This window comes from Clostridium sp. OM05-5BH (assembly GCF_003481505.1).
Taxonomy (GTDB): domain Bacteria; phylum Bacillota; class Clostridia; order Lachnospirales; family Lachnospiraceae; genus Otoolea; species Otoolea fessa.
In genome coordinates this window covers 1-26,184 of the sequence record NZ_QULJ01000006.1, presented here as the reverse complement: position 1 = coordinate 26,184, position 26,184 = coordinate 1, and the positions used below count along the sequence as shown (strand labels likewise).

General features: G+C 51.1%; 29 protein-coding genes and 5 tRNA genes. 1 reads left to right on the top strand and 33 read right to left on the bottom strand.

Features of this window, described 5'->3' with window-relative positions; all coding sequences use genetic code 11:
* Positions 1 to 3: 3 nt before the first annotated feature.
* The 13 genes from DXB70_RS08955 to DXB70_RS08895 form a co-directional block, all read right to left on the bottom strand.
* The gene (locus DXB70_RS08955) at positions 4 to 969 is read right to left on the bottom strand and encodes an alpha/beta hydrolase (RefSeq protein ID WP_118673164.1); all 966 of its coding nucleotides are present in this window, start codon (positions 967 to 969) and stop codon (positions 4 to 6) included.
* A 259-nt stretch (positions 970 to 1,228) separates the two neighbouring features.
* Positions 1,229 to 2,401, bottom strand: a complete 1,173-nt coding sequence (locus DXB70_RS08950) for a M14 family zinc carboxypeptidase (RefSeq protein WP_118673163.1) — start codon at positions 2,399 to 2,401, stop codon at positions 1,229 to 1,231.
* A gap of 347 nt (positions 2,402 to 2,748) precedes the next feature.
* Entirely contained in the window at positions 2,749 to 3,885 is a 1,137-nt protein-coding gene (locus DXB70_RS08945) for a sodium ion-translocating decarboxylase subunit beta (protein WP_107001324.1), read from the bottom strand.
* Between the two features lie 435 nt (positions 3,886 to 4,320).
* Positions 4,321 to 4,710 (bottom strand): Asp23/Gls24 family envelope stress response protein, encoded by a 390-nt coding sequence (locus DXB70_RS08940; RefSeq protein WP_107001323.1) that lies wholly within the window; start codon positions 4,708 to 4,710, stop codon positions 4,321 to 4,323.
* A 307-nt stretch (positions 4,711 to 5,017) separates the two neighbouring features.
* Positions 5,018 to 5,743, bottom strand: coding sequence for a SpoIIIAH-like family protein (locus DXB70_RS08935; protein ID WP_118673209.1), 726 nt, complete (start codon positions 5,741 to 5,743; stop codon positions 5,018 to 5,020).
* A gap of 20 nt (positions 5,744 to 5,763) precedes the next feature.
* The gene (locus DXB70_RS08930) at positions 5,764 to 6,444 is read right to left on the bottom strand and encodes a stage III sporulation protein AG (RefSeq protein WP_118538715.1); all 681 of its coding nucleotides are present in this window, start codon (positions 6,442 to 6,444) and stop codon (positions 5,764 to 5,766) included.
* Positions 6,419 to 7,090, bottom strand: coding sequence for a stage III sporulation protein AF (locus DXB70_RS08925; protein WP_118673162.1), 672 nt, complete (start codon positions 7,088 to 7,090; stop codon positions 6,419 to 6,421). Before DXB70_RS08925 ends, DXB70_RS08930 begins: the two co-directional genes overlap by 26 nt.
* Before the next feature lie 3 nt (positions 7,091 to 7,093).
* On the bottom strand, positions 7,094 to 8,302 hold the full coding sequence (locus DXB70_RS08920; RefSeq protein ID WP_118673161.1) for a stage III sporulation protein AE: 1,209 nt from the start codon (positions 8,300 to 8,302) through the stop codon (positions 7,094 to 7,096).
* Between the two features lie 48 nt (positions 8,303 to 8,350).
* Positions 8,351 to 8,737 (bottom strand): SpoIIIAC/SpoIIIAD family protein, encoded by a 387-nt coding sequence (locus tag DXB70_RS08915; RefSeq protein WP_022359268.1) that lies wholly within the window; start codon positions 8,735 to 8,737, stop codon positions 8,351 to 8,353.
* A 172-nt stretch (positions 8,738 to 8,909) separates the two neighbouring features.
* Positions 8,910 to 9,104 carry a stage III sporulation protein AC gene (gene spoIIIAC / locus DXB70_RS08910; RefSeq protein ID WP_022359269.1) on the bottom strand — a complete coding sequence of 65 codons (195 nt, stop codon included), beginning with the start codon at positions 9,102 to 9,104 and terminating at the stop codon, positions 8,910 to 8,912.
* Between the two features lie 13 nt (positions 9,105 to 9,117).
* Positions 9,118 to 9,639, bottom strand: a complete 522-nt coding sequence (locus tag DXB70_RS08905; protein WP_118522939.1) for a stage III sporulation protein AB — start codon at positions 9,637 to 9,639, stop codon at positions 9,118 to 9,120.
* The gene (locus DXB70_RS08900; RefSeq protein WP_118482583.1) at positions 9,630 to 10,685 is read right to left on the bottom strand and encodes a stage III sporulation protein AA; all 1,056 of its coding nucleotides are present in this window, start codon (positions 10,683 to 10,685) and stop codon (positions 9,630 to 9,632) included. Before DXB70_RS08900 ends, DXB70_RS08905 begins: the two co-directional genes overlap by 10 nt.
* 55 nt (positions 10,686 to 10,740) lie before the next feature.
* Positions 10,741 to 12,126 carry an MATE family efflux transporter gene (locus tag DXB70_RS08895; protein ID WP_117796871.1) on the bottom strand — a complete coding sequence of 462 codons (1,386 nt, stop codon included), beginning with the start codon at positions 12,124 to 12,126 and terminating at the stop codon, positions 10,741 to 10,743.
* Between the two features lie 138 nt (positions 12,127 to 12,264).
* On the opposite strand from DXB70_RS08895, the gene DXB70_RS08890 reads away from it, so the two are divergent.
* On the top strand, positions 12,265 to 12,486 hold the full coding sequence (locus DXB70_RS08890) for a hypothetical protein (RefSeq protein ID WP_107001315.1): 222 nt from the start codon (positions 12,265 to 12,267) through the stop codon (positions 12,484 to 12,486).
* Between the two features lie 27 nt (positions 12,487 to 12,513).
* Here DXB70_RS08890 and rlmH read toward each other — a convergent pair whose 3' ends face one another.
* The 20 genes from rlmH to DXB70_RS14220 form a co-directional block, all read right to left on the bottom strand.
* On the bottom strand, positions 12,514 to 12,993 hold the full coding sequence (gene rlmH, locus DXB70_RS08885; RefSeq protein ID WP_022359275.1) for a 23S rRNA (pseudouridine(1915)-N(3))-methyltransferase RlmH: 480 nt from the start codon (positions 12,991 to 12,993) through the stop codon (positions 12,514 to 12,516).
* The gene (locus tag DXB70_RS08880; protein ID WP_107001314.1) at positions 12,990 to 14,018 is read right to left on the bottom strand and encodes an alpha/beta hydrolase; all 1,029 of its coding nucleotides are present in this window, start codon (positions 14,016 to 14,018) and stop codon (positions 12,990 to 12,992) included. The genes rlmH and DXB70_RS08880 overlap by 4 nt, the downstream gene beginning before the upstream one ends.
* Before the next feature lie 83 nt (positions 14,019 to 14,101).
* Positions 14,102 to 16,066, bottom strand: a complete 1,965-nt coding sequence (locus DXB70_RS08875) for a DUF6320 domain-containing protein (RefSeq protein WP_243099934.1) — start codon at positions 16,064 to 16,066, stop codon at positions 14,102 to 14,104.
* 103 nt (positions 16,067 to 16,169) lie between these two features.
* On the bottom strand, positions 16,170 to 16,871 hold the full coding sequence (locus DXB70_RS08870) for a response regulator transcription factor (RefSeq protein ID WP_022359279.1): 702 nt from the start codon (positions 16,869 to 16,871) through the stop codon (positions 16,170 to 16,172).
* A 31-nt stretch (positions 16,872 to 16,902) separates the two neighbouring features.
* Positions 16,903 to 17,682, bottom strand: coding sequence for a helix-hairpin-helix domain-containing protein (locus DXB70_RS08865; protein WP_118673160.1), 780 nt, complete (start codon positions 17,680 to 17,682; stop codon positions 16,903 to 16,905).
* Positions 17,683 to 17,767: 85 nt separating this feature from the next.
* Positions 17,768 to 18,199: a DMT family transporter gene (locus DXB70_RS08860; RefSeq protein ID WP_022359281.1), complete on the bottom strand. Its 432-nt coding sequence runs from the start codon at positions 18,197 to 18,199 to the stop codon at positions 17,768 to 17,770.
* Between the two features lie 182 nt (positions 18,200 to 18,381).
* Complete coding sequence (locus tag DXB70_RS08855; protein WP_242995821.1) at positions 18,382 to 19,155, bottom strand: SIMPL domain-containing protein; 774 nt, start codon at positions 19,153 to 19,155, stop codon at positions 18,382 to 18,384.
* A 155-nt stretch (positions 19,156 to 19,310) separates the two neighbouring features.
* Positions 19,311 to 20,165, bottom strand: a complete 855-nt coding sequence (locus tag DXB70_RS08850) for a bifunctional 5,10-methylenetetrahydrofolate dehydrogenase/5,10-methenyltetrahydrofolate cyclohydrolase (protein WP_118673159.1) — start codon at positions 20,163 to 20,165, stop codon at positions 19,311 to 19,313.
* A 72-nt stretch (positions 20,166 to 20,237) separates the two neighbouring features.
* A complete protein-coding gene (locus DXB70_RS08845) occupies positions 20,238 to 20,570 on the bottom strand; it encodes an AzlD domain-containing protein (protein WP_107001498.1) in 333 nt (110 codons plus the stop codon).
* A 41-nt stretch (positions 20,571 to 20,611) separates the two neighbouring features.
* Complete coding sequence (locus tag DXB70_RS08840; protein ID WP_117796867.1) at positions 20,612 to 21,358, bottom strand: AzlC family ABC transporter permease; 747 nt, start codon at positions 21,356 to 21,358, stop codon at positions 20,612 to 20,614.
* A 34-nt stretch (positions 21,359 to 21,392) separates the two neighbouring features.
* Positions 21,393 to 21,701 (bottom strand): hypothetical protein, encoded by a 309-nt coding sequence (locus DXB70_RS08835; protein ID WP_107001309.1) that lies wholly within the window; start codon positions 21,699 to 21,701, stop codon positions 21,393 to 21,395.
* Positions 21,702 to 21,706: 5 nt separating this feature from the next.
* Positions 21,707 to 23,419, bottom strand: coding sequence for a single-stranded-DNA-specific exonuclease RecJ (recJ, locus tag DXB70_RS08830; RefSeq protein ID WP_107001308.1), 1,713 nt, complete (start codon positions 23,417 to 23,419; stop codon positions 21,707 to 21,709).
* 203 nt (positions 23,420 to 23,622) lie between these two features.
* Positions 23,623 to 24,147 (bottom strand): M48 family metallopeptidase, encoded by a 525-nt coding sequence (locus tag DXB70_RS08825; RefSeq protein ID WP_243017123.1) that lies wholly within the window; start codon positions 24,145 to 24,147, stop codon positions 23,623 to 23,625.
* 16 nt (positions 24,148 to 24,163) lie between these two features.
* Positions 24,164 to 24,589 (bottom strand): hypothetical protein, encoded by a 426-nt coding sequence (locus DXB70_RS08820; RefSeq protein ID WP_022358685.1) that lies wholly within the window; start codon positions 24,587 to 24,589, stop codon positions 24,164 to 24,166.
* Between the two features lie 620 nt (positions 24,590 to 25,209).
* A tRNA-Arg gene (locus DXB70_RS08815) sits at positions 25,210 to 25,283 on the bottom strand.
* Positions 25,284 to 25,439: 156 nt separating this feature from the next.
* Positions 25,440 to 25,512: transfer RNA gene (locus DXB70_RS08810), tRNA-Val, on the bottom strand.
* Between the two features lie 61 nt (positions 25,513 to 25,573).
* Positions 25,574 to 25,647 (bottom strand) — tRNA-Asp (locus DXB70_RS08805).
* 38 nt (positions 25,648 to 25,685) lie between these two features.
* A tRNA-Ile gene (locus DXB70_RS08800) sits at positions 25,686 to 25,759 on the bottom strand.
* A 22-nt stretch (positions 25,760 to 25,781) separates the two neighbouring features.
* A tRNA-Asn gene (locus DXB70_RS08795) sits at positions 25,782 to 25,854 on the bottom strand.
* 150 nt (positions 25,855 to 26,004) lie between these two features.
* A partial coding sequence (locus DXB70_RS14220; protein WP_207665600.1) for a hypothetical protein occupies positions 26,005 to 26,184 on the bottom strand: 180 nt, incomplete at its 5' end.

The window sequence follows — 26,184 nt, the reverse complement described above, 5'->3', positions numbered from 1 at the left end:
AGATTATTTCTGTAAACCAAACTGGAATGCTTTCAGATTCTCCTTGTAGAATGCTGCCAGCGCGTCAGCCAGTGCCTGGAACTTCGGATCGTCGTCGAACATCCACTCATTGTGCTTGCCATCTACATAGTATAACTGCTTCGGCTCCTGTGCCAGACGGTATGCTTCTTCTGCCTCTACACGCTGATGCAGCTCGTTATAATAGCCATGACCTACAAAGACAGCACGCGGTGCGATTCTCGGAAGCAGGTCTTCTACGTTGAAACGGATGAAGCTCTCGCCGATTGCGGTGCTCATCGGGGTCGGGAACTCCTCGCCATTATCCTTGTTGACAGAATCGCCGATACCGCCGTTGATCTCTTTTAATACATGGTCTGTATAGAAATCGCCGCTCTCTGTGATGTTCGGATAATCGGTGTACGGATGCATCAGAACCGGATCGTTGGTTGTAATTCTCTTGATACGGTCTTCTCTGAGGCGTGCAACGCTCTTTCCAAACTTATCATTTCCCATGCCGTCACGCATCCAGCGCTCGCCATTTACAAAGCTGTTCAGGGTTGCAATCGCTTTTACTTCCTTGTCACGCGCTGCAACGGTTACGCATACAGCACCGCCGACACCCCATCCAAGAAGTCCGCAGCGTTCCGGCTCTACTTCCGGCTGAATCTGCATAAAAGTAAATGCGTTTGCCACGTCTTCAACCTCTGTCTCAAGGGTTGTGTACTTCGGCAGGCATGGATGAACATTCTCACTCGGCTTAAATCCTCTGTAATCGAAGCCCATGCATACAAATCCTCTTGCTGTTAAAGCTCTTGCAAACAGTGCCGGATAGCACTTATTAACGCCGGTCCATCCAGAGTTACACAGAACTGCTGGTCTCTTCTCGCCCTCTTTGTAATCATCCGGGAGATAAATATCTCCTACCATCTTTGCGCCTTCGCTGTAGAATACAACTTCTCTTGTTTTCATGTTGAAATCCTCCATTTCATTTAATTTGTTCCTTTTTGTCGATTATGGAATTTTTGTTCCTTTTGTGATTTTATATTAGATCATGTTGCAGAATTTGTCAACCATATTTTTGAAAAAAGAATGTATTTTCCATTTTGTATAGTTTTAGCTTCCTGTTTTTGTTGATTCGTTCCAAATCTTGAAACAAAAAAGGATGCACGACCACTTTCAACTCCAGTCGCACATCCTTTTTCTATCTAATCTTCATTTTATTCCATCATCAATGTGTCGCCACATAATATCCCAGCGTTGCCGGGACTGCCTTATTCTGGTTCCAGATCGCCGGATATTCCGAGAAAGATACCGGGCAGGTGGAACGTCCTACCTCGATCGTGATACCAGGGATGCCTGCTGCCTGCTGCAGCCAGTCCTTCAAGCCGCCGACGCCCTTGCTTCCAAGAACGGAATAACCATTCAAGGCATGAACAGCGTTTGCCAGCGCCTTGGACTCTGCCGCTTTCTGGTTGTTCTGCGTATCCCAGTAAATCACATTTCCCATCGCATGATAGTTGATAACCGCATTGAATCCCGTTCCCTGAATCAGGTTCGCGATTGCCTGGCTCTCCGGCTCTGACAGTGGGTTGGTTCCCTTATAACCATTTGCAGACGGATGGGTTAAAGACACATTGATTCCCTCCCAGTTTGCTGCAAAGTTATAGTTCAGATCGACACCGCGTGCATTCGCCTTCCAGCGTCTCACATACTCTTCATAGCTGACCGTTGTCCGGCTGGATGCCTTGTCCGCCGCGTACGCCGCCTGCATCGTCTGGCGCAGTTCCTCCGACTGGATACCATTCTCGCCCATCTGGCTGATCGTGACTCCATCCGGATTCAGCATCGGCACAAAATGAAATGCCACCTGTCCCAATATGTTAGAAAGCGGTTGCGTCATATAGGTACCATTATTCGTAAATCCAGCTGCCAGATACTCGAGCTGCTGCATCATCAGCGGTACAACGATATACTCTCTGGCATGAATCGCCCCCTGGAACAGAATCTTCTTGGATGCGTTCGGATTGCCGACAATCACATCGTAGATATCACGTCCGTCCGCCGATTTTCCGATCGATTTCACTGTCACCGTTCCCGGATAACGGCTTGCCAGCGCCGAAATATCGTTTACCATCTGGCTATAGGAATACTTGTCCACCGGATTGACAACCGGATTAGATAACGTCTGATTATAATAGGAATTATCCGCCTGCTGTCCCGCATTCGCGTTCGTGGTTCCCGGACCGCCCGGTCCGATCACTGGTGCTGCCGCTGCCGGATCATCCGCCGGTCCTGCATACGCTGTAACTGCCGATAAGCTACTGCACGCAACTGACAGGGATAAACAAGTTGCCAAAGCGCCTTTTCGCAGCAGGCGCTGAATTTTATTTCGTTGACTCATTCTCATGTCTCCTTCTGGCCCTTTCAAACTCTTACAAACAATGTTTCTATTATAGATTTACCTCTGTCGAATGTCAACGAACTGCATAAAACTGAAAGAAAAAAGAAAGATACTTTTTCCAATTTATATTTTACTTTAACTTACCTAAAATCAGCACCACTGCCGTAATAATCAGGACAACGACGAAAATTCCCGCCATTCCTTTTCCCATAATTGCCAGCGAAATCAAAAAATTATTCCACATCCGATATTTTCCTCCATCTCAATCAGTGCACTGGCTGTCTCTTGATTTTTCATCATTCAAGTGCAGCCTTCCTTTTCCATTTTATCTGCCCGACAGACCTATATTACAAATACTGGCTTACCAGCTTAATAACCAGTCCGCCCGCGATGACCGAGGCGATCTGCCCCGATACATTGGCGCCGACCGCATGCATCAGGATAATATTTCCCTTTTCCTCCTCCATCGCCAGCTTCTGCACCACGCGTGAGGACATCGGGAATGCGGAAATGCCCGCCGCACCGATCATCGGATTGATTTTCGTCTTCAAAAACAGGTTCATAAATTTAGCAAACAGCACACCGCCGATCGTATCAAAGATAAATGCAATCAGACCGATTCCCATAATCAGAAGTGTGTCAACCCGCACAAACGCATCCGCACGCATACTGAACGAAATCGTGATGCCAAGCAGCAGGGTAATCAGGTTTGCCAGCTCGTTCTGTGCCGTCTGGGAAAGTGCCGGAAGCACGCCGCACTCGCGGATCAGGTTTCCAAACATCAGAAATCCGACCAGCGCCACCGATGCCGGAGAAATCAGTCCGACAATGATAGTAACTACAATCGGAAATGCGATCTTGGTCGTTTTGGACACATTTTTCGGACTGTAGGTCATGTGAATCCGGCGTTCTTTTTTCGTCGTCACCAGACGGATCGCAAATGGCTGGATGATTGGCACCAGCGCCATGTAGGAGTACGCCGCCACCGCGATCGCGCCCACATAGTTGGAATGCATGATCTGGGAAACCAGAATGGAAGTCGGTCCATCCGCCGCACCGATGATTCCAATCGATGCCGCATCCCTGAGTTCAAATCCCATCAGCGATGCCGCACAGATCGCAAAGAAAATGCCAAACTGCGCCGCCGCACCAAATAAAAACATGATCGGCTGTGACAGAAGCGGTCCAAAGTCAATCATTGCCCCGATTCCGATAAAGAGCAGAATCGGAAGCGCCTCCGACGCGCTGATCGTCGTCTCAAACAGCCACTGTATAATACCCTGTGTCTCCCCGATGCCCTCCGTCACCTGGTTAATGACGCCGGATAATGGCAGGTTTACCATGATCGCGCCGAATCCCATCGGCAGAAGCAGCGCCGGTTCGTATTCCTTTTTGACCGCCAGCCAGATCAAAAGCCCGCCGATCAGATACATCACAACCTGCTGCGGCGTGATCGCCATGACGCCTTCCCATAAAAATTCCATGTTGTTCCTCCTGTTAATTTTGTTTTCCTTCATAAATATCCTGTTTCCTGGAGCCCCTTGCCAGGATACACCTGCTCTGGCAGCTGTCTTTCTTCGCGCTAGGTATACATCCATGTGAGCGTTTTTGTTTCATAGGACGCTTTTTCCTAATAAAACAAAAAAGACTTTCAGCATACGTTTCATCCACATATGCTAAAAGTCTTGTTCCTCACATTTGAATCATACGGCACACGCTTTTTGTTACAAAAACACACTGCCATCTGACTTACACAAGGCATGTAACCATGAGGTTTACTATCCTCAGGGTCTGTTGGTTACATGGTTATAACTACTCCCTTTTAACGCGATCATCATATCATACGGTTTTTTCCCCGTCAAGGTCAAACTGAGTATTTTGTGTTAAGAAAATGAAAAGCTACGAAAACACGAAACCTGCTATGCTTCCGCCGGCATATTGACACCCGCGATCTTAATATTAACTTCCAGAACCATCAGACCGGTCATATTTTCAATCGCTGTCTTTACTTTGTCCTGCACCTTTTCACTGACTGCCGGGATGCTGTAGCCATATTTCATATTTAAGGACAGATCCACAATCACGTGATCCTCGGTTACGGTCACTTTCACGCCCTTGCTCAAATTTTTCATGCCGAGCTTTCCGACCAGTTCATTTGTGATATTGCCAGCCATCGAATCGACACCGTCTACCTCGGTCGCTGCCAGACCTGCGATGATCGCCACTACCTCATCGGCAATTTTCACTTCTCCAATGCGGTCCTTTTCATATACGATATGTGTGCTTCTATCTTCTGCTTCTCTCGCCATTCCAAATCCCTCCTGACCACTTCCATGTACGCCCGGAATCTTCTCTTCCCACAAAAAACAGATGCTCGAATACTTCCAGAAATACATTTCAATTAAGTGTTTTTATTATACCAAAAATACAGGAGTTTGCAAAGGCATTTCCAGTTCGAATCTTATCCGAGTTACTGTTCACGCATACGTGCCCAGTAACGGAATTTGCCGTGGCTTCGCATTTTAATACGGCAAATTCCTGCTGCCACCACGTTTTCTTACGGCACTTTCGGTTCCAAAAGTGCCTACCCGTGAACATTAACTCATCCGAACTTCCTCAATCTCCCAGGTTTAAAAGGGAAATCACGATATTTTCCGCCGATATCTCGGTTTTCCGTTTTACAATATCCTCGATCTGCGCGCGCTGCGGATCTGTGATGGACGGCGCGTTGACAACGACATCCACTTTTCCATCCGTGATGCTGACAACCGGATCGGCAAATCCTTTCGCCATCAGAAGCGTTTCCGCTGCATTTTCCTTCTCCGCTATCGCATTGAGTGCCAGCATATCCTGAACGGCTGCCTCTTTTGCCGACGCATCCAGATTTTCATTGTTAATCAGGGCATTCAGCGCTTCGCGGTTCTTGGCGCGGATCTGTTCACGGCTGAGCTGTACATTGGCTATGTACTCTGCCACGCCGGTTCCGCCTGTCAAAACCGCCTCGCCCGGGTTATCGACTGCCGGATTGTCCGCAGATGCCTCATCTCCGTCCGCCGCTCCCTGCGCTGTGCCTTCCTCACTGCCTGCTGCCAGCGGATCTCCCTCTCCCGGATCGTCAAGACTTGCAATCTCCTCATATTCACCGTCCGCCACGCTTCCGGACACCGCCTGATTTTCCGAATATATATCGCTATCTGAAATCTTGGTCGCCCCCGCTTCATATGTATCCGCCCCCGGCAGATCGGATTTTCCCGCATAGTTGAGATACCCCGCCGCCGCAATCATGATCGCCAGCGTCGTGATGATGATTTGATTTCTCCTGAAAACGCGTTTCATCTTCATTCTCATATTTGCATACTCCTTTATTCCACCCGCTTTAATACTTTTATTTTATGTGCCGGCAGTCCGAATAATGCCTGCATCGCTTCCGAAATTTCCTTCTGTACCGACGCATTTCCTCCTCCCTGTGCGCTGATCACGATACCGGAAATCTCCGGTGCCAGCTCTTTTTCAACTACCGGTTCCCCGCTGCCTGAACTTCCCGCCAGCACGGTGCTCTCCCGCAGCGATTCATCCGCCTGCTGCCGCGTACCACCCGAAGAATCCGTCTCCGAGGTGGACGACCGGCTTCTCTCCTTATCCACCCGCAGCACCTTTTCCGAAGAAGAAAACAGAGTCAGCATCACATCCACCTCACCCACGCCGTCCACCTTCTTTAAAACGTCCCGGATCCGCTGCTCCAGGCGAAGCTCGTAGAGGCGGTTGGTGTCCTGCCTGGATGCAGTGCCTGGCAGACCTGTTTCGACATCCGAACCACTCTCTTCTGAACTTCCATTTTTGTCCTGCCCTGCTCTATGCCCAGAGTTTGTTTCTGTTTCACTCTCCGCCCATCTTTCCCCTGACTGCCAGACTCCCGTCTCACTCGTCTTCTTCCCAAACGGCGCATATAAGATCAGAATTGCCAGCCCAAGCACCAGCAAAATCAGCCATTTTTCATTTCGTTTGACCCATTCCTTGTCAAGGTTCCATCCTGACTTCCACATGATCCGCCTCCACCTGATAAAACGATGCCAGCCGCTGCTGAAGCTCCCAAATCTTTTCCCCATTCATCCATGAAACTGCCTGCGCGGCGGCGGGTTCTCCCTGCTTCTGCTCCTGTTCAAGTGAAATTTCAATCGGGGGAATTTTTTCTATTTCAATCATCGAACTCTGATTCTCCTCCAGTTCCGCCGCTTCCATCCCCGCTTCCATCCCCGCCTCACTTCCCGCCACATACACCGTCACACTCCGCACCGAGGCAAATTGCTCCGACTCCGGATCTTTTTCCAGCTCTACATCCGCCTTTTCCACGGAAAATCCCGCTTCCGCTGCCACCCGCACCGCCTCCTTGGATGCTTCCGCCTCATACTGGCTCAAAACCATATTTCTGCGCCGCACCTCTATCTCATCCATCTCACTTTTCAGCTCGCCCGCTTCATTTTCAAACGAAAGAGATGTAAACAGATAATTCAGCCGCTCCTCCAGCCGCAGCCCGTCCGTCAGCGGCTTAAGCACAATCAGAAGCAAGATACAGCCCGCAAACAGGCGAATATATTTTTCATACTTATGTGCGGGCAAAAGCCCGGTCAGAACGGTCAGAAACACAAGATAACTGACGATATTCCCCGCCCAGTGAGTAATTACTTCCATCTTCTACCCCGCAAAATAAGCCGCGTTCGTGCTCGCACACACCACCGCGATCGAAAGTGCAAATAACACCAACGCCGAACCAGCTGCTGCCAGCAAAAAATAAAATCCTTTCGCCACTGCGCCGACTGCCTCCACCACCCGGCTGTCACTGACCGGCTGCAAAAGCGCCGCGCTTCCCTGGCACCCCAGATAGAGGATTAAAAGTTTCAAAAGCGGCAGAAGCGACACCGCCGCCAACACAAGCACTCCCCCGATGCCCACCGTATTCCGAATCAGGACGCTGCTTCCAAGAAGTACCTGCGACACTGCCGCCGCGCCCTGTCCGATTCCCGGTATCAGGCTGACCGCCCGCCGCAGCGCCGTCTGGCGCACCGAATCTGTATACGGCGCAATCATTCCCTGCAGCACATGAAAGCCCAGCACCACTCCCAAAAGCGCCTTGCTGCCCCAGCGCATCCCCTGTTCCAGCAATTCCAACGCTTTTGAAAACAAATCCTTCGAGCTTAAATGTCCCGCCAGCGACAGCAGGACATACAACTGGGTGCATGGCAGAAACAACTGTAAAAACACCCATTCCGCCACATTGACAGAAGCAAGTGTCCACGCATATCCGGCTGCTGCCGAGGTACTTCCCCCGGAAAAGGAAACAGCCAGAAAAAAAGCAGGAACCAGCACCCGGACAAATTCAAAGAGCTGCTCCAACAGTGTCCGCGTGATCCGCACCCCATTCAAAAAACTGGCGGCAAGCAGTGTAAAAATCAGAAGATATGTGACATAAAAGCCCATCTCCGATACCTGACTGTCGGCAAAGAGACTCGAAAAACTGGCGAACACCGCTCCTAAAATTCCCAGAAGGATGACCTGCCCCATCCATCTGCCATTTTCTGAAATTTCCCGAAATAGGGCTGTCCGGCAGAAATCCATCATCATCCGAACCACACTCTGATAATTGCCAGAGAGAAGCATCGAAAGGATTTCCCGGAATGAAAGCCCCGGGACTGCCGAACCTCCCGCTTCCCTTAAAAATGCTTCGATTCTGCTTAAATCCAGTGAGTTCAGAAGAGAATCCATGTTCTCGCCAGAAACACTGAAATCCGAATCTTCGGATATCTTTTCACCATTTGCCGCCGACACCGTTAAATGATTTCCTGCCATCAAATATACACTCAAGAATATAACGCTCACTGCCCGCACAACCATCTTTGTTCCCACCGTCACCTGCTCTCACCATCTCTCCGCTTTTCTGCACTTACCACTTCCCTACGCCAAAAACTGCTTCACCGTCTCCAACAATGCCAGCAGAATCGGCATACTGACCGCCAGAATGGACAGCTTCGCAAATATCTCAATCTGTGTTCCCAGCGAACCGTACCCGGCATCCTTGCAAATCCCGGAGGCAAATTCGGCAATATAAGTGATTCCCGCCATTTTCAAAAGCGCCGACAAATACACTGGACTGATCCCGATGCAGGATTCCATCGTCCGAAGTGTTTTCAGAATCACTTCCAGCTTTCCCGCCGCATAGAAAAAAAGACACAGCCCCGCCGCCATCACAATGTACGTCCCATACTCGCCGCCTTTTCCCTTGAGCTGGACTGCCAGAAGAACTGCCGTGATCCCAAGAACCGATACGGTTAAAATTGACATTTTTTACCGTCCTTCCCTGCCATGTACTCTCGGAGTCTTTCCTGCACCCGCTTTTGCGGCTGATTTTTCGCCAGCTGCACCCGAATTTCATCAACGTATGCCTCAGAAATTTGGGCTCAACTGACAAAAAATCATCTCACAAAATCAAGCACAGAAGGATTCCGAGAGTACATTACAACGCAAACAATTCCTTCATCGTCTCAAACAACTGATAAATATACGGCACCATCCAGAACAGTACCAAAAGAAGACCCGCAAGACTTGTGAGAAATGCCTGTTCCTCCCGCCCGCTGTGTTTGAGGATCTGGCAGAGGACGGAAACCAGGATACCAACTGCCGCAATCCGAAATATTAGATTAACTCCCATTTTCTTCCCCCACTTACATCAACACCACTGCCAGAAACAGCCCGCCTAGTATCCCAAGTCCCCAGCACAGCCGTTTCTTCTCCGGCTCTTCCCGCCGCAGCTGCTCAATCGCCCGTTCCAATTCTTCCAGATACAGTGCCAGCGTCTTTTGCTGCATTTCCAGATCGAGATACCCGATGCTGTTTCCAAACCGGCACATCAGCTCCCATTCCTCTGTTCCTAACATCGGACGAATCCCCTGCTCTTCCAGAACCGCTTCCCAGATACTCCCAAACGGACACTCTGGATTCGCTTCCAGCCGCTCTCCTGCCACCAAAAATAGCTTCCCCGCTTTTCCATCCCCGCGTGCCCCCGCCCGGCACAGTACCAGAGGAAGAACTGCCTGTGTATACCCAATCTCTCCCCGCAGTCCCGCGGCAATCCGTTTTACTTCCTCCAAAAAACGCCTCCGGCCAATCAGGCGCAATGCCTCACCCCCGCCAATCCCCGCACACGATACACATACAAGGCAGATTCCAAGCAATTTTATCCACATATGAGCTCCTCGCCAGCTGCATCATATACCGCCTCCACCGTTCCCGGTCCGCGTCTATTTCCCAGCACCACATACCGCTCAAACCGTTTTTCTTGCAAAAAAGAGGACAAGCCCGGTTTTTCCCGGATGTCCTCCATCGAATTTCCATGTACGGTTGCCAGAATCCTGCAGCCACAGTTCATCACATAGCGAAGCGCCTCCAAATCATTCTCACCGCCGATCTCGTCCACCGCGACCACCTCCGGTGCCATCGAGCGGATCAGCATCATCATTCCCTCCGCCTTGGGGCAGGCATCCAGCACATCTGTCCGGCAGCCAACATCGTTTTGCGGGATTCCCTGATAGCAGGCGGCAATCTCCGAACGCTCATCCACCACCCCGACCGTCTGCGCCCTCACTTTTCCACCATGCTGCTTCCTCATCTCCACCATTTTTCCAGCTTTATTTTCATGTCCTGCACCTGCCTTAGGCCGTTCAAAGCTCCCCGTCAAAGCAGAGCCCCTATCCTTTCCCTCTTCTCCATCCGACACCATCCGGATCAGATCCCGCAGAAGTGTTGTTTTTCCGCATCTCGGCGGTGCAATCAGAAGCGTATTCCGGATACTTCCCGTCCCTGGATCCGTCAAAATCGACCGTATTTTTGCTGCACATCCTATCATCTGATGCGAAAAACGGACATTTAAAAAGGTTATCGGATGAATCGCCTTTATATGTCCGTTTTCCAGTATCGTCCTTCCAGCCACGCCAATCCGGTGTCCGCCCTGCACGGTCAGAAACCCCTGCCGGATTTCCTCCCCGTAAGCATAGAGGGAAGAACGAGCCGCGCATTGCAGCGTTTCATCCACATCCTCCCGGCTGACCCGGAATCCACTTCCGGCTGTGTACTCTTTATTTTTATATATGTAATACAGCGGCGCGCTAACCCGCAGCCGTACCTCTTCCATTCCATCCGCCTCAAGCGGAAGCGCCAGAAGCTGCTCCCGGATATTCCGGGAAAAAAAATGAAACAGCGCCCTCACATCCTGCTTTGATTGTTCCTCCTTCATCAGCCCGTCCTCCTTACCTCAATATATGAAGGACTGGCTAAAATATACCATCCGCCTATGCATGCACGGACGCACTTTCCATCCGCCGCAGCCGTCTCACCTCCACGCCTGCCATCGCAAGCGCCACCACGCCCGCCACAAAGTCCGCGATCGGTCCGGCATACATGATGCCGTCAATGCCGATAAACAGCGGCAGAATCACAATCAGCGGCAGCAAAAAGAGAATCTGGCGCGTCAGGGACAGGAAAATACCCTTTTTCGGTTTTCCAATCGCCGTAAACAGGTTCGACGCAATCGGCTGCACACAGTTTAAGAACGTGAAAAACAGGTAAATCCGGAAATATTTTTCCGCAAACTGGAAATACATCTCCGATCCTTCCCCGAACAGCCCGATGATCGGACGCGGAATCAACTGGAAACACGCAAAGGACACCGCCGACACCGCAAATCCCCACCTGAGCGCCAACCCATACACCTGCCGCACGCGCGCATAATTTTTCGCGCCATAATTGAAACTTGCGATCGGCTGCATCCCCTGAGAAAGACCGATGACGATCGAAAAAAACACCTGATTGACCTTCGTGATAATGCCGGCACACGCCAGCGGAATCGATTCCCCATAGTCCGAATGCGCACCATAGTAGGTCAAGGATTTATTTAACACGATCTGCACCACCAGCATCGCAAGCTGGTTGAAAAATGCCGCCGCCCCCAATGAGGTAATCATGCTTACATATGTTCTCTGTGGTCGAAGATGCGCCGCTGTCAGCCGTCCGTTTTTGTAACGGCGCAGATACCGGATAATCAGGATTCCTGAAAAAATCTGTCCAATGATCGTCGCCAGCGCAGCACCCGCCATTCCCATATGTAATCCAAAAATAAACAGCGGATCGAGCACTGTATTGATCAGCGCCCCGGATAAATTGTAAAGCATCGCATTAAGCGGGCTTCCGTCCGCCCTCACCAGATGCCCGCCGCCGTTGGTCAGAATCAGAAATGGAAATCCCAAAGCCGTGATACCCGTATACGTTTTGGCATACGCCAGCACATTGTCCGGCGAACCGAAAAAGCGCAGCATCGGCGTCAGGCAAAAAAGCGCCACAGTCCCCAGAATCACACCGCTTCCAAACAGAAGCGTCGCCGCATTTCCAATATAAAATAACGCCTTTTCCCGATCGCCGCCTCCCAGCGTCAGGTTAAAGGACGCCGCACCGCCGATTCCAAACAGAAGCGCCAGCGCCACACAGGAGATCGTCAACGGAAACGCTACGTTCGTCGCTGCATTCCCCAGCTCTCCCACGCTTCTTCCGATAAAAAACTGATCGACGATATTATAAAGGGCGCCTACCAGCATCGCGATAATGCTTGGCACCGCAAACTGCCGCAAAAGCCCGCCGATCGGCTCCGTGCCTAGTATATTTTTCTTCTGTACCTGTTCCATGAATCTTGATTCTCCTGTCTACGTTACTGCGAACAGTTACCAGTCTACCTCTCATTACTGATAATTTTTCCTCTTTACATGCCTTCCCCGCGCATGATACACTACCATCAGTTATTAAAACGGAAAGGACTTAATCACATGAATCTTTCATCCTTACTGCAATTTCGGGACGAGTGGGCGCGTTTCAAAGCCCGCCACCCTAAATTTTCCCCTTTTCTGAAAGCCGCCTACACCCGCGCGCTGCGCGAGGACAGCGTCATTTCCCTAAAAGTGACCGCCCCGGACGGAACCGAGGTGGCATCTAACTTAAAGGTCAAAAAAGAGGATCTGGAACTGCTCTCGCGCATTATGAATAGCTGATTTTTAATCATCCATCATGCATTATGTCTACTTATGATACGGTTCTCCTTTTATAATCCGGAAACTCCGGTAAATCTGTTCCAGCAAAATCACGCGCATCAGCTGGTGTGGAAAGGTCAGGCGCGAAAAGCTGATCTTCGTGTCCGCACGGTTTAACACCGCCTGCGACAACCCCAGCGAACCTCCGATGATAAACTGCAGATGGCTCTCACCTCGCACGCCCAGATCTTCCATCCATGCCGCCATCTCCTCCGAGGAACGCTGCTTTCCATCGATCGCAAGTGCAATCACATACGCGTCCTCCTTGATATGCGCCAGAATCCGCTCGCCTTCCTTGTCGCGGATCTGCGCTTCCTGCAGCTCACTCGCCTTATCCGGCGTTTTTTCATCCGCCACCTGCACGATCTCCAGACGGCAGTAACGCCCCAGCCGCTTGCTGTACTCCGCGATCGCCGCCTCCAGATATTTTTCCTTAATTTTTCCTACTGTCACTAACGTAATCTTCACTTTTTAAGCTCCCGTTTTAAAAATGCCAACAGATTCAGCCGCGCCCGGTCTTCCGTCTCTTTGCGTCTCGTTTTTACCTTTTTCACGACCGTTCCCTCCGGCTCCCGATGAATCCGGTAGATGATCCGCAGATATTCCGCGACCTCTTCCCATGCCTCGCGGCTCTCCGGAATCAGGTCGAGTCCCATCTGAAATACATGGAACATCCCGTCATAGACCGAGCAGCGCACCTTGACGCCCTCGGCGCGCGCCTTTTTCGCTGCCGCCCTCGTATCATCTAAAAGCACCTCATACGCGCCCACCTGCATCAGCATCGGCGGAAATCCTTCAAAATCTCCAAACAGCGGCGACAGATACGGATTTTTCGGATTGGCATTCCCGATGTAGCTGCACTGGTACAACATATTTTCCTTCGAATTACCAAACAGTGGATCGATCGTATAATTTTCCTCATACGATGCCCCGCTCAGACTTACATCCGTCCACGGCGACATCGTGATAATGCCCGCAGGAAGCGGCAGCCCGTGATCTTTCGCATACAGACAGAGCGCCAGCGCCAGGCCGCCGCCCGCCGAATCCCCGGCTACCACGATCTGGGACGGCTGGTATTTCTTCTCTTCCAGAAGCCATCGGTACGCGTACACCGCATCCTCCAGCGCCGCCGGATACGGATGCTCCGGCGCCACCCGGTAGTCCGGCGTCAGAACATCCGCGCCGAAGCTGATCTGTGAATACTTAACCGCAAACCGCCGGTAAATATTTTTCATCGGACCGATATACCCGCCGCCGTGCAGCTGCAAAATGACGCGCCCCGTCACCGCCTGCTTCGGCTTCAAATATTCCATCACAAACTGTTCTGTTTTTACCAGCTCATAAATATATTCCGCCGGACATCTCCACGCCGGTTCGACCGGATTTTTCCGGAATTCGCCGGTCTGGATCGGCTTCTTTAACGATGTCTCCATCACGTCACTCATCATATCACGCGTCAGATTGCCTATCATGCTGACTGTTTTCCGACTCATGCTTCTTCCCTTTCTTTCATCCAAATTTTCAATCTTCGTATTTTTATAGATCGTTCCTTTACTGTGACCGATTTTCCTGCCATTTACACATGAAACCGCCTCTTCAATTCCCGCTTCACACTCCGGTCGCCCAGAATCACCGTCGCCGCCAGCGCTGCCACCGACACACCTGCTGCCAGCACCGTCAGAAGCGGATGATGCGTCCACCCGATTTTCCAGAAAATCAACGGCACAAAGCTCAGAAATGTAATTGTGATCTGATACATAAAATAGCTCTGCCAGTTCATCCGGTTGACTAACATCATCAGAAGAACCGCCGCCACCTCAAACAGTGCGACGCATGGGATCGCGTAGTCCACCGACCACCCCCGAAGCCCTGTAAGCGCGTCAATCAGAAGCAAAATTGCCTGAATTCCCAGGGACTGCCGCACCAGCGTTCCTGCCAGGCTCGCATGCCGCATGACCGAAAACCGCAGCGTCATCGCCACATATGCCGCCGCGCCCGCCGTCAGAAGCGACCATTTAAACGGAATCCGATGATAAGTCGCCAGATTCGTAAGCCCCGCCAGAAGCGATACGAGCACCAATGACACATAAAATCCCCGCACCGCACGGCGCACGCGCTCTCGATCCTGGGCAATCACTGGATAACGTCCTTTATCATGCTCTGTATCCGTGATTCCATTGCTCTCGCGCTCTACCCGGATGCCCTTTTCCTCCAATAAGTGAAAGAAAAACTTCGGAAGCCGGTTCTCTGCCATCGCGCTCGTAAACGACAGGCATAATTTCCCGTCATACGCCACCGCCCCGCATTTCATCCGCTGCTTCGGCGATGCGCCGACAAGAAGCTGAAAGCCCTCGATCGAATCTTTCAGTTCCTCCCGAACCTGCGCCGGTCCGATATTGGAAAATGTCATCGTGTGGGCGCGGCTGGTGTGCAGAAAAATCAACTGCATCGCCAGATGTTTGACAAATAGCGGGATCGCCCGCACATACCATTTTTTCTCATTCGACACATTGTAGGAGATCGTCTCCTCCAGCCGCTCCTTCACGATCTGCTCATCCATCTGGCGGCTCACAGACGCAATCACTTCTTCCAATGCCTCCGGCGCCTTTCCCGCCGCCCACGAAATATTCACGACAGCAAAGAAGTTTGCCAGCGTCTCCGACTCAAAAAAACTCCGTAGGTTCACCGGAAGATTGAGCGCCACCGGACGTTTCAGCGTTTTCCCATCCGTCTCCGTCTGGATGATCGCCCAGAGAAGCACCGCCGCCAGATATTTGGTGATGCTGACCCCCATCTTCCTGCATTCCGTCTTCAGTTCCGACACCTCAATCGTCCCCTGCAGCACTGCCATCTGATCAAATGGGAGAAATTCCCCCTGAATCGCAATCGCCGGTCTGCTGTTATAATGCCGATGCGGCAGTTTCCGGTAATGTCGCAGATAATCGTCCTCCCGGAGCGGCGAAAACTCCCGCTCCTGCACCATAACCGGCAATTTTTTCACCAGTTCCAGATAATGTTCTGTAAGCCGTGAAGCAAACCGCAGCGCCCCCAGTCCGTCCGTCAGCCCGTGAAACACTTCAAAATTGATCCTGCATCCATAGTAGCTCACACGGAATGGGAACCGCGCGCCCCGGTGCGGATCAATGAAACGGCACGGTGCACTCTGTTCTTCTTCCACGCCCGGATTCCGGTTGTTCGCCTCAAAATAATACCAGAAAAATCCCTTCCGCAGCTTCACCCGGAAATTTTCAAACTCCGGAAGTGTCCGCACAAGCGCCCTTTGCAAAAGCTCCGGATCTACTTTTTCTTTCAGAACCGCCGAAATCCGGAATACACTGCTTAAATCCTCCCCCGACACCGCCGCAAAGAGCTTCGCCGTGTTATCCAGCCGCCTCCACGCGGCGCCCTGGATGCGAAGACGCTTTTTCTTTGGTTTCTTCTCTCGTTTCTTCTCCACTTTTTCTGAAACTATCTGTCCCGGCTCTTCCTGCTTCCCTGCAATTTCATTCTTCTGATCCTGTTCTTGGTTTTCCTCGTTCATTCTCTGCCCCATCCGCCTTTGTCACCTAAAGAAAAAGAGCTGCTGCCGGGATACACACTCCCCTGCAGCGCCCCTTTCATCCTCTTCTGAGTTCTTTTCTACATTACCGAATCCGGAAGTAGTACCCCACGCCCCATTTCGTATGTACATATTTCGGATCACTTGGACTCGGCTCGATCTTCTCGCGCAGCCGCCGCACATGAACGTCTACGGTGCGGACATCGCCGCCCGCCGCCGCCCGGTTGCCCCAGACAAAGCGCAGCAGCTCCTCGCGGCTGTAAACCTTGCCCGGATTGCACACCAGGAGCTCCAGAAGGTCAAATTCCTTCGCGGTCAGATTGATCTCGCGGGAAGCGATAAAGACCCGGCGGCTGTCCGAATCCAGCGTCAGATCGCCCGCCTCGATGACTTTCTTTGTCTGCTGCGGCTCCTGTCTCGATTTCTTGGAGTTGCGGCGCAGGATCGCCTTGATGCGCGCCTTTACTTCCAAAATGTTAAATGGCTTTGTGATATAATCATCGGCGCCGTATTCCAGCCCCAGAATCTTATCCATATCGTCGCCTTTTGCGGTCAGCATAATGATCGGCATCTCGGAGAACTCCCGGATTGCCTGGCAGACTTCAAATCCGTTCAGCTTCGGCAGCATCACGTCCAGAAGAACCATATCATACTCCGTCTCCTTCGCCATCTGAAGCGCTTCCTCCCCGTCATAGGCGCAGGCAACTTCAAATCCATCCTGTTCCAGACTGAAACGGATTCCTTTTACTATTAATTTTTCATCATCTACCACTAATACCTTCGCCATTCTCCACCTCAACCACTATGCTTCTATCTCTCTATACTGTAATCTTATCTTTTATCTTCTGAAATGCCGCGTTCTTAATGCCAGGCACCTTCATAATATCCTCAATCGTCCGGAAACCGCCCTTCTGATCCCGGTAAGAAAGAATCGCTTCCGCCCGCGCCGCGCCGATACCATTTAAAGTCATCAACTCTTCTTTGGAAGCTGTGTTTAAATTAATCAATGCTGCACTGCTTCCAGATTTCTGCGAAGCTGACTCGCTGCCATTCCCAGCAGCGCCTCCGGCTCCCAGAAGCCCGGGGACATCCTTCCCTGTTTCCTGATATTTCCGAATCTCTTCCCGGCTCGGAATCCGAAGCTGCTGTCCATCCTCGATCGCCTGCGCCAGATTTACAGATTCCTGCGCCGCCTCCGACGTCATCCCGCCCGCCTTTTCAACCGCCTCATACATACGGCTGCCCGCCGGAAGCTCATAGACGCCCGGTGCGGCTACCTCGCCACAGACGTGGATATATAGGATTCTCGGTTCCGGCGTTTGGGGATTTTCTTTTGATTGCCCCTCAGGCGCAGCGTTCTCTGCTGCTTCATTATCCCCATCCACTGACCCGCCGTTTGACCGTTTTGCTGGACGTTCGGAGCTTTCCTGCGAATCATCCACTTCTTTTGAAAAACTATTCTGCGTCTCCAGCACCACCGTCTGCTTCTCTCGCCGGCTCTGCACACCAAAACACAAAACAGCCGCCAAAAATACCACGCCGACTGCCCCTGTTCGCATCCATCGTTTCCGATTTACTGTTTGATTTGTCTGTTTCATCTTCTGCACCCCTCTTTTTCCGAGGCGCGTTTTGTCCGTAATTCTATTCTAACCAAAACCCCCTTTAAACACAAGCAGAAAATTTTTATTCCCATCTGAAAATCACAATCCCCGCAATCGCAACCGCCGCCCCGATCGCCTTGCGCCACTCAAATCCCGCTTTCTCCACACCGAACCAGCCAAACACCTCGATCAGGTACGCCACCAGGATCTGTGCCACGACGATCAGAAGCGCTGATTTTGCCGGTCCCAGCGCGTCAAAGCTCTTGATGACCGTGTACGTGATAAATGCCCCGATCACGCCGCCGGTCAGCATATACCGCGGTTCGATCTGCCAAAGCTCCGATACCGCGCCGCGCCCCGTAAAAAGCCACATCAGCAGGCAAACCACAAACGCACTTATCTGCACCCAGCCAGCCGATACCCACATGCTGGTCTGCTTCATCACGGCAGAATTAAACACGCCCTGTATACTCATGAGTGCGCCGGAAACCAGCGCGGTTATCATTCCCCACATAAAAAATAAACCTCCGCATTCTGTTCTACATTCTCATGAAACAGCAGCCGTTTCCGACCATTCATTTCACACTGTTAGTATCCCAGATATGCGAAGGTTTATACAATTTGTGTTTATTCCCTTTTCCTGTTTAAAATCCGATTTTTCCTCCAAAACCAGACAACCTTTCATGCAGCTGATCCCTATTGAATGGAAAACGTAGCCGACACCTCTGCCTCAACATCCACCTGCCCCGGCATCAGGTTTCTGCCTGCACCCGCATCTTCCATCGCCATTTCCTTCATCGCCATGCCGCTGCTGTAAGAAGTGTCATAATAGCGCGCCTGCTGCCCGCTGCTGTACTCCTGCACATTCGTCATCGTTCCCAGCTTGCAGCCGCCTGCCTCCGCCATCGCTTCGGCTTTCACGCGCGCCGACTCAATGGCTTTTTTGAGCGCTTCCTGATAAATCTCATCAAAATTGCTGCACTGGTACTGGACCGAATCGATCGAATTGATACCCGCATTGACCGAATCGCTGATGATCGCCCCTGCATCCTCAATCGCAACATCCGATACAACCACCTCCGTCGTCATCTCATAACCAGTGATCTTCTTGCCATTGTCCCAGTCATAGATCGGATTCAGCCCCAGACCGCTCGTCTGCACCGAGGTATCTGCAATTCCCTTTTCCTTCAAAAGCGCCAGAACCGCATCCAAATCTGTCTGATTCTCCGACTGGCAGGTGCTCGCATCCGCCGCCTGTGAATAGACACTGTAGGTAATTTCCGCAATATCCGGCTCCGCCTTGATTTTCTCCTGGCTCGTCACCGTGATCCCCGTATTTTCCGCCGACTGCACCGTCACCGATGCCGGTGCGGACGTACAACCTGCCAAACCTGCCGCCGACGTCATTGTCATCGTGCCTGCTGCCAGCAGAAATGCCATCCTGTTTCGCATCATCCCCATTTTTCTCATAAAAAAATTCCTCCCGTTTTTCTGTTTCATCCGTGAGTTCCAACCCACAATGGGTTCAGACCTTCCGGAGCAACAACTGGTACACTGTCATTCTTACTATAGTTATACCTGAAAACGAGAGGAAATGTATTGCTTTTCTCTTAACTTTCTTTCGCTTATTTATTACTATTTTTTTCCTGTTTCATCCATGCCGCGCACACCAGATGCTGTGCCAGAACCGCCGTCGTCACGCCGCCGACACCGCCCGGAACCGGGGTTGCTGCCGAAGCAGTTCCTTCCAGATCGGCAAAATCCACATCGCCGCAGAGTTTTCCATTTTCATCTACATTGATCCCAACGTCAATGACAACCGCATCCTTTTTTACATAGGTGTGGTTGATCATCGCTGCTTTTCCCACGCAGGCAGCCAGAATATCCGCCTCCCGGCATACCTCCGGCAGGCTGGCAGTTCTCGAGTGGCAGATGGTCACGGTCGCATTTTCATGCAGAAGCAGCATCGAAAGCGGGCGTCCTACAACCATGCTTCTTCCTACGACTGCCACCCGTTTGCCAGAAAGCGCGATATCGTTCATTTTCAGCATGCATACCACTGCCTCCGCCGTACACGGCGCAAAACCGCTCGTATCGCCGCTGAACACCTTTGCGATATTGACTGGGGAAATACCGTCCAGATCCTTCGCCGGATCGATCATTTTTTCAATATCCTGCTCGTTGATCTGTTTTGGAAGCGGGCGCAGCATTAAAATACCGTCCACCGACGCATCCGCATTGATTGCCGCAAACTCCTTCTTAAAGGCCTCGTCCGAGATATTCCCTGGAAATACCTTCGATTCCACCTCAAGCCCGAACGAAGTCAGTTTCTTTGTCGCGCCTTTCTCATAGGAAATATCATCCGGATTCTCGCCCACCCGGATAATCGTCAGTTTTGGCACCCATGTCAGGGTTTCCAGCTCTTTTTCCACCTGCTCTTTCAGCTTTGCCGAAACAGCGGCTCCCTTCATTGTAATCATCTTGTCTGCACCTTTCGTTTTTATTTATGATGAATTTCCCGCGCTTTCGCGCATATTCATTTTAAATTTTTCTTAAAATGAAAGCGACGCCAAAAGACCGGCTCCGCCTGCCATCTCAAGCAGGTAAACCGTCACAATCGCCGCGATCGCCACTACCACCAGGCTCTTTCCCTTATATCCCAAAATCACCGCTACGATCGTTCCTCCGACCGACGAATAGAGATGTCCTGTGGAGGTAAATACATCCGGAAATGTCAGTGCTCCCAGCACTGCATACGGCGTATAATCTAAGAAAGATCGGATAAACTTCGAACGGATCTGTTTCCGGAAAATCGTAACCGGAAGAACACGTGGAATATATGTAACCAGTGCCATCAAAAGGACACAGGTCAGTACGTATTTCATATCGAGTGTTCCGGCTGCTCCTGCTGCCTCTGCTGTATTCATCATTCTGCCCCCTCTTTCTGACTCTCGTCCTGACCGGCTTCTTTACCGTCCGGATCATGCGGGAATTTCCATGCACCGAACGCCGATGCCGCGATCGTAACCAGAATCACCCGGAAACCGGAGGAAATACCGGCAAAAACCGGAACATATTTTAAAATGCACACCATCACAACTGCCAGAATGATGACGCAGCACACCGACCGCGATTTGCGTGCCGCCGGCAGAATCAGTGCAATAAACATCGCGTACAGGGCAATTCCCATCGCATTCTGCAGCGCCTGCGGCAGAACCGCCGAGATCGCGCCTCCCAGCCAGGTTCCAAGATTCCACCCCAGAATCGGCATCGTGATAAGTCCCAGCATATACGACGCTTTCAAAATGCCCGGATGCAGGGAACTGACGACAAACGTCTCATCCGTGATGCCGAATGCCAATGCCAGGCGCGCCCCGGTTCCCGTCTTTTCATCGAGCTTCTGGGACAGGGACAGTGACATCAGCATATAGCGCAGGTTGATGACAAACGTCGTCAATGCCACCTCAAAGTACCCAGCCCCCGCCAGAATCAGGTTTGTCCCTGCGAACTGTCCGGCGCTCGTTAAGTTCGTCAGCGATATAAAAACTGCTACCCAGACCGGCAGACCGCCCGACACCGCCAGGAAGCCAAACGTAAAGGAGACCGGCAGATACCCCAGTCCAATGGGGATACCGCTCTTTAGCCCCTCATAAAATGTCTTTTTCCAACTCATTCTACTTTTTCACTCTTTCTGTTCACGCAACCGTCTATTTTTCAGGCTTCACATACCGCGCATGCTGCCCGTTCAGCCACTCTACCCCGCTCACAATTCCTTCTTCCGAAAATGGAAATTCCTCGCGGGTCTTCTCCTCTTCCGGCGTTGCGTCGTATCCATATGGTTCCGGCCACGATGTCACGGTCAGGACTGTCTCCTCGACCGTCTCGCCATCTGCGCCGTCTTCTTTCGGTACTTCGCGCTTTGTCATCTCCATCCGGTAGCGCATCCCGGTATCACTTCCGGTAAATTTTTCTTTTTTCAGGAAATTGACCGGCATCACATCTTTTCTCGTTATCATGCCATTTACCCCCGGAATTTATAACGGCGGATCACCGCCTGCAGCGTTTTTCTTCCATTGTACTCATTGATGTCCGGATAATACACGACGTCGATCTCTCGCCGTCCGGCGCGCTCTTCCTCAAACGCCGTTCCGTCACCGAAATATAGCGCCTCGATCGCGTGTCCGTCTGTCTCTTCCAACGTCATTTTTACGACATTCCGGTTGCGCCCCAGCACGCGGCTTGCCCGGATGCGGAGTGATTTCTCTGCAAACAGCGGTTTTTCGTTACCCTGTCCAAACGGTTCGAGACAGGAAAGCTCTCTCACAAGCCGTTCTGTCACATATCCCACCGGCATCGGCACATCGATCCAGACTTTCGCTTTAAAATCTTCCTCCGTCAGCCCCGCATTTTCATTCAGTCTGCGCCGGAACTCGTCAATGTTCTTCTCTTCCAGCGAAAGCCCGGCTGCCAGCGGATGCCCGCCAAATTTGAGCAGCAGATCGCTGACCTCTGTCAGCTTTTTAAACATATGGTACTCATCAATGGAACGTCCCGAGCCTTTGACCGCCTCCTCGCCGCGCGTCAGCACGATCGCCGGCTTCTGATAATATTCCCTCAGGCGCCCTGCAATAATGCCCGCCAGCGATTCATGGCATTCCGGCAGAAAGACCACCAGCACCTTGTCCTTCTGGTACCAGCTCTCTACCTGCAGCTTCGCCGCCTCAGTCCCCTGCTCGGTCATATCCTTGCGGGTATCATTTAATTCCTTAAGTTCCTCTGCCAGGCGTTCCGCCTCTTCCTCACTCTGCGCCCTCAGAAGCGCCAGCGCTTCCTTTGCCGTTTTTAATCGTCCGCCCGCATTCAGGCACGGTCCAATGACAAATCCGATATGGTATGCTGTGATCGCCCCCAGATCAAGATTATTTTTCTCCGCCAGCCTGCGAAGCCCTATATTTTTGGTCTGCGCCATCTTTTTAAGACCGTATTTTACCAGAATCCGGTTCTCATCCTGCAGCTTCATCACATCACCGACCGTCGCAATCGCGGCAAATTCAAGCAAATCCAGCCATTCCATCTGCGGCACGCCCCGGCGGGCATATAAAACCTGCACCAGCTTGTACGCCACCACTGCGCCGCAGATCTCCGGAAATGGGTACGGACAGTCTGCCTGTTTCGGATCGATCACCGCATCCGCCGGGGGAATCTTCTCTTTTTCCCCATCTAAGGGCACCTCATGATGATCCGTGATGACAACCGTCATGCCATATTTCTTCGCCAGCTCCACCTGATGGAACGCGGAAATACCATTGTCACAAGTCAGAATCACCTCCACGCCGTCCGCGTGCGCCTGTTCGATGATCGATTCATTGATTCCGTAGCCATCCTTGATGCGATCCGGTATCTCAAAATCTACATCACTGCCCAGCCGTTCAAATGCCTGCAATAATATGTACGTCGAACAGACGCCGTCAATATCATAATCACCGACGATCCGTATCTTCTTTCCAGTATCCACAGCCTCGCACAGGATGGAAACGGCACGCTCCATATCTTTTAACAGCATCGGATCATACAGATCATCCAGCGTGCCATTTAAATAGCGGTCGATCGCCGCCTCTCCTTCGATCCCACGGTTCCGGATAATACGCGCCGTAACCGGATCGATCCGAAACCGCGCTCCGATCTGCTTAAAATCTGCTTTCTTGGTCTGAAGCATCCAGACTTCTTCTGCCATTTTGTTCCTCCTATCATCTAGATGTACTCTCGGAGTCTTTTTTGCACTTGCTTTTGTGGCTGATTTTCCGCCAGCCGCACCCGAATTTCAGAGGCGGACGCAACGCCAACGCCTCAGAAATTTGGGCACAACTGACAAAAAATCATCTCTCAAAATCAAGCACAGAAAGATTCCGAGAGTACATCTATGTCTGTGCTTCTTTTCTATATCACATACTCCCTAAGCCGCCTGCGCCGTTCCCGCCAGTCCGGCAGTATATTCTCCACATGCGTCCAGAAACGCGCGGAATGGTTCATTTCCAGCCGGTGTGCCAGCTCATGGACAATCACATAATTCATCAGATCCTCCGGCAAAAGTGCCAACCGCCAGTTAAAATTTAGGTTTCCAGCTGCGCTGCAGCTTCCCCAACGCGTTTTCTGGTTCCGGATTGTGATTTTTCCATAGGTTACGCCCATGCACGCCGCATATAAAGCAACCCGGTGCATGAGCACCGGGCGCAGCTTTTCTGTGAAATTTCGGATTTCTTCCGCTCCATATGTTTTCCGGTTCCTCTGGCGTTCCACCGCTTCTTTATAATGGACTTCTATCCAGTCGCGGTGCTCCTCGGCAAACCGCATCGCAGCCTGCACCGAAGCCCTCCTCGGAATCCGGAGTACCAGGCGTCCTTCCGCCGTGATCTGGATGGCGATCGTCTTCCGGGAAGACCGAACCACCTCACATGGAATCAATCCTTCTTCCGGCTCATCAGATAACGGAGAATGCCATGGGTTTTGTATCCTCAAGTATTGCATACAATTTCCCGTCTCTTTCATCGATTGTGCGCGCCGCATCTTCCAGTGCGCGTTCCAGACGTTTTTCCAGTTCTTTCTTCTCATCATCCGCCGCTTCATCCCGGATTACTTCCAGGCAGTAATCATCTGCCAGGCGGGCAGCCAGCATCTGTACCAGACCATCCAATGTCTTCTCCGGTGTCTCCAGAATTTTCTTAAACTCCGGATCCTCCGGCTGTTCTTCTGTATCCATCTCATACGGATCCCGCTCGTTCATCTCAATCACATTCATCCATTCCGGTTTTTCATCGGCATTGGTAAAATTCATCTGACCGACCAGGCAGTCGTAAATCTCTGCCTCGCTCGATATCTGCTTCATATCTAACTGAACTAACTGCATCTCTTCTCCTTTCCGCTGTGTCAGAATCCGTGATGCATCTCCCAGCTTCTTCCCAGCCTTTCTATTTTATTCTGCCCACTTAAAACCTACGCGTTCAGCAGCGCCACCGCTGCAAAAAACGGCACCAGCCATTTAGCGACAGAACCAATTTTTATCAGATATTCTGTTTTCATAATTCCTCCACGCGGTCTTTCATAGAAACCGCAAAGCTATCTGCCTTGATAGGGACAGCCCTATTATTATATCGGTCATGGGGTAAAAAGTCAATTCCGGGCTGTCGTAAACGGAATAAAGAATGCGCTCAGGGTTACGGTTCGCACACGTGTGCCCATCAACGGGATTTTGCCGATACTGCACATTCCAAATCGACAAAATCTGCTGCCAGAACTGTATCGTACGGAATTTTCAGTTCAGAAAATTCCTACCTGTGAACAGTTGCTGCCTTGACACATTCTCGCACCGAGCGCGTCGCTTGCGACAACCTGCATCTTCGCGCAAGTGCACATCATTGGCACGTTAGTGCATTTTTGTGTAATAGGAAATTCCTTGGAATTCCCTATTATACAAAAAAAGCACCCTCAAAAGGATGCTTTTTGCTCTCTGACAACCAGAGAAATCGACGTGCGTGAGAAGATTCGAACTCCCGACACCTTGGTCCGTAGCCAAGTGCTCTATCCAGCTGAGCTACACACACATACTTTTTATTCTTAACGAACAAGTCATATTATACAACTCATTCTGAAGAATGTCAACTGTTTTTTAGATTTTTTTGAATTTCTTTTATTGTTGATTCATTTCAAATTATATCGATATAACAACCAGAAATTCTTCTTACTTTCCAACAATGAAATGGGGCCTACAGGGCTCGAACCTGTGACCCTCTGCTTGTAAGGCAGATGCTCTCCCAGCTGAGCTAAGACCCCATTACGATACTCTGTCCCTCAATCCGCTTACGCGAACCAATTTATAACAGTCGTATCAAACCGCCCCGGATGGGGTTCGAACCCACGACCTCCGCCGTGACAGGGCGGCGCTCTAACCAGCTGAGCCACCGGGCCAAATATTAAATTATTTATTTACCTCATATTGGGTAGAGTGGACCTTCGGGGACTCGAACCCGGGACCGACCGGTTATGAGCCGGTTGCTCTAACCAACTGAGCTAAAGGTCCATAAAGTATATGGATCAAAAAACTCCCCGAGTAGGACTCGAACCTACGACAGCGCGGTTAACAGCCGCGTGCTCTACCGACTGAGCTATCGAGGAATATTGCTTTCCAACAACATAGATAAGTATAACCGATTATATTTTAAATGTCAACTACTTTTTCAAAAAAATCGAAAAATCTATTCTTTTCATCGGATGTTACCGTCTTCTCGCTGCATGAGCAGCATGACGCATCCTTAAATTTCTGGTTCAGAACTCATATAATCTTGGCAAAAATAGAAAGAGATAGTCTTTCTGACGACGCAGAAACAGCACAGCACTCAAAAAGAGAGGTGCAAAACACCAGATACCTCCGCGGCTATAAAAAGCAGAAAACAATGAGTTTTCTGTCAACGCATACGTGCGCATCATTGGCACGTTAGTGCCTTT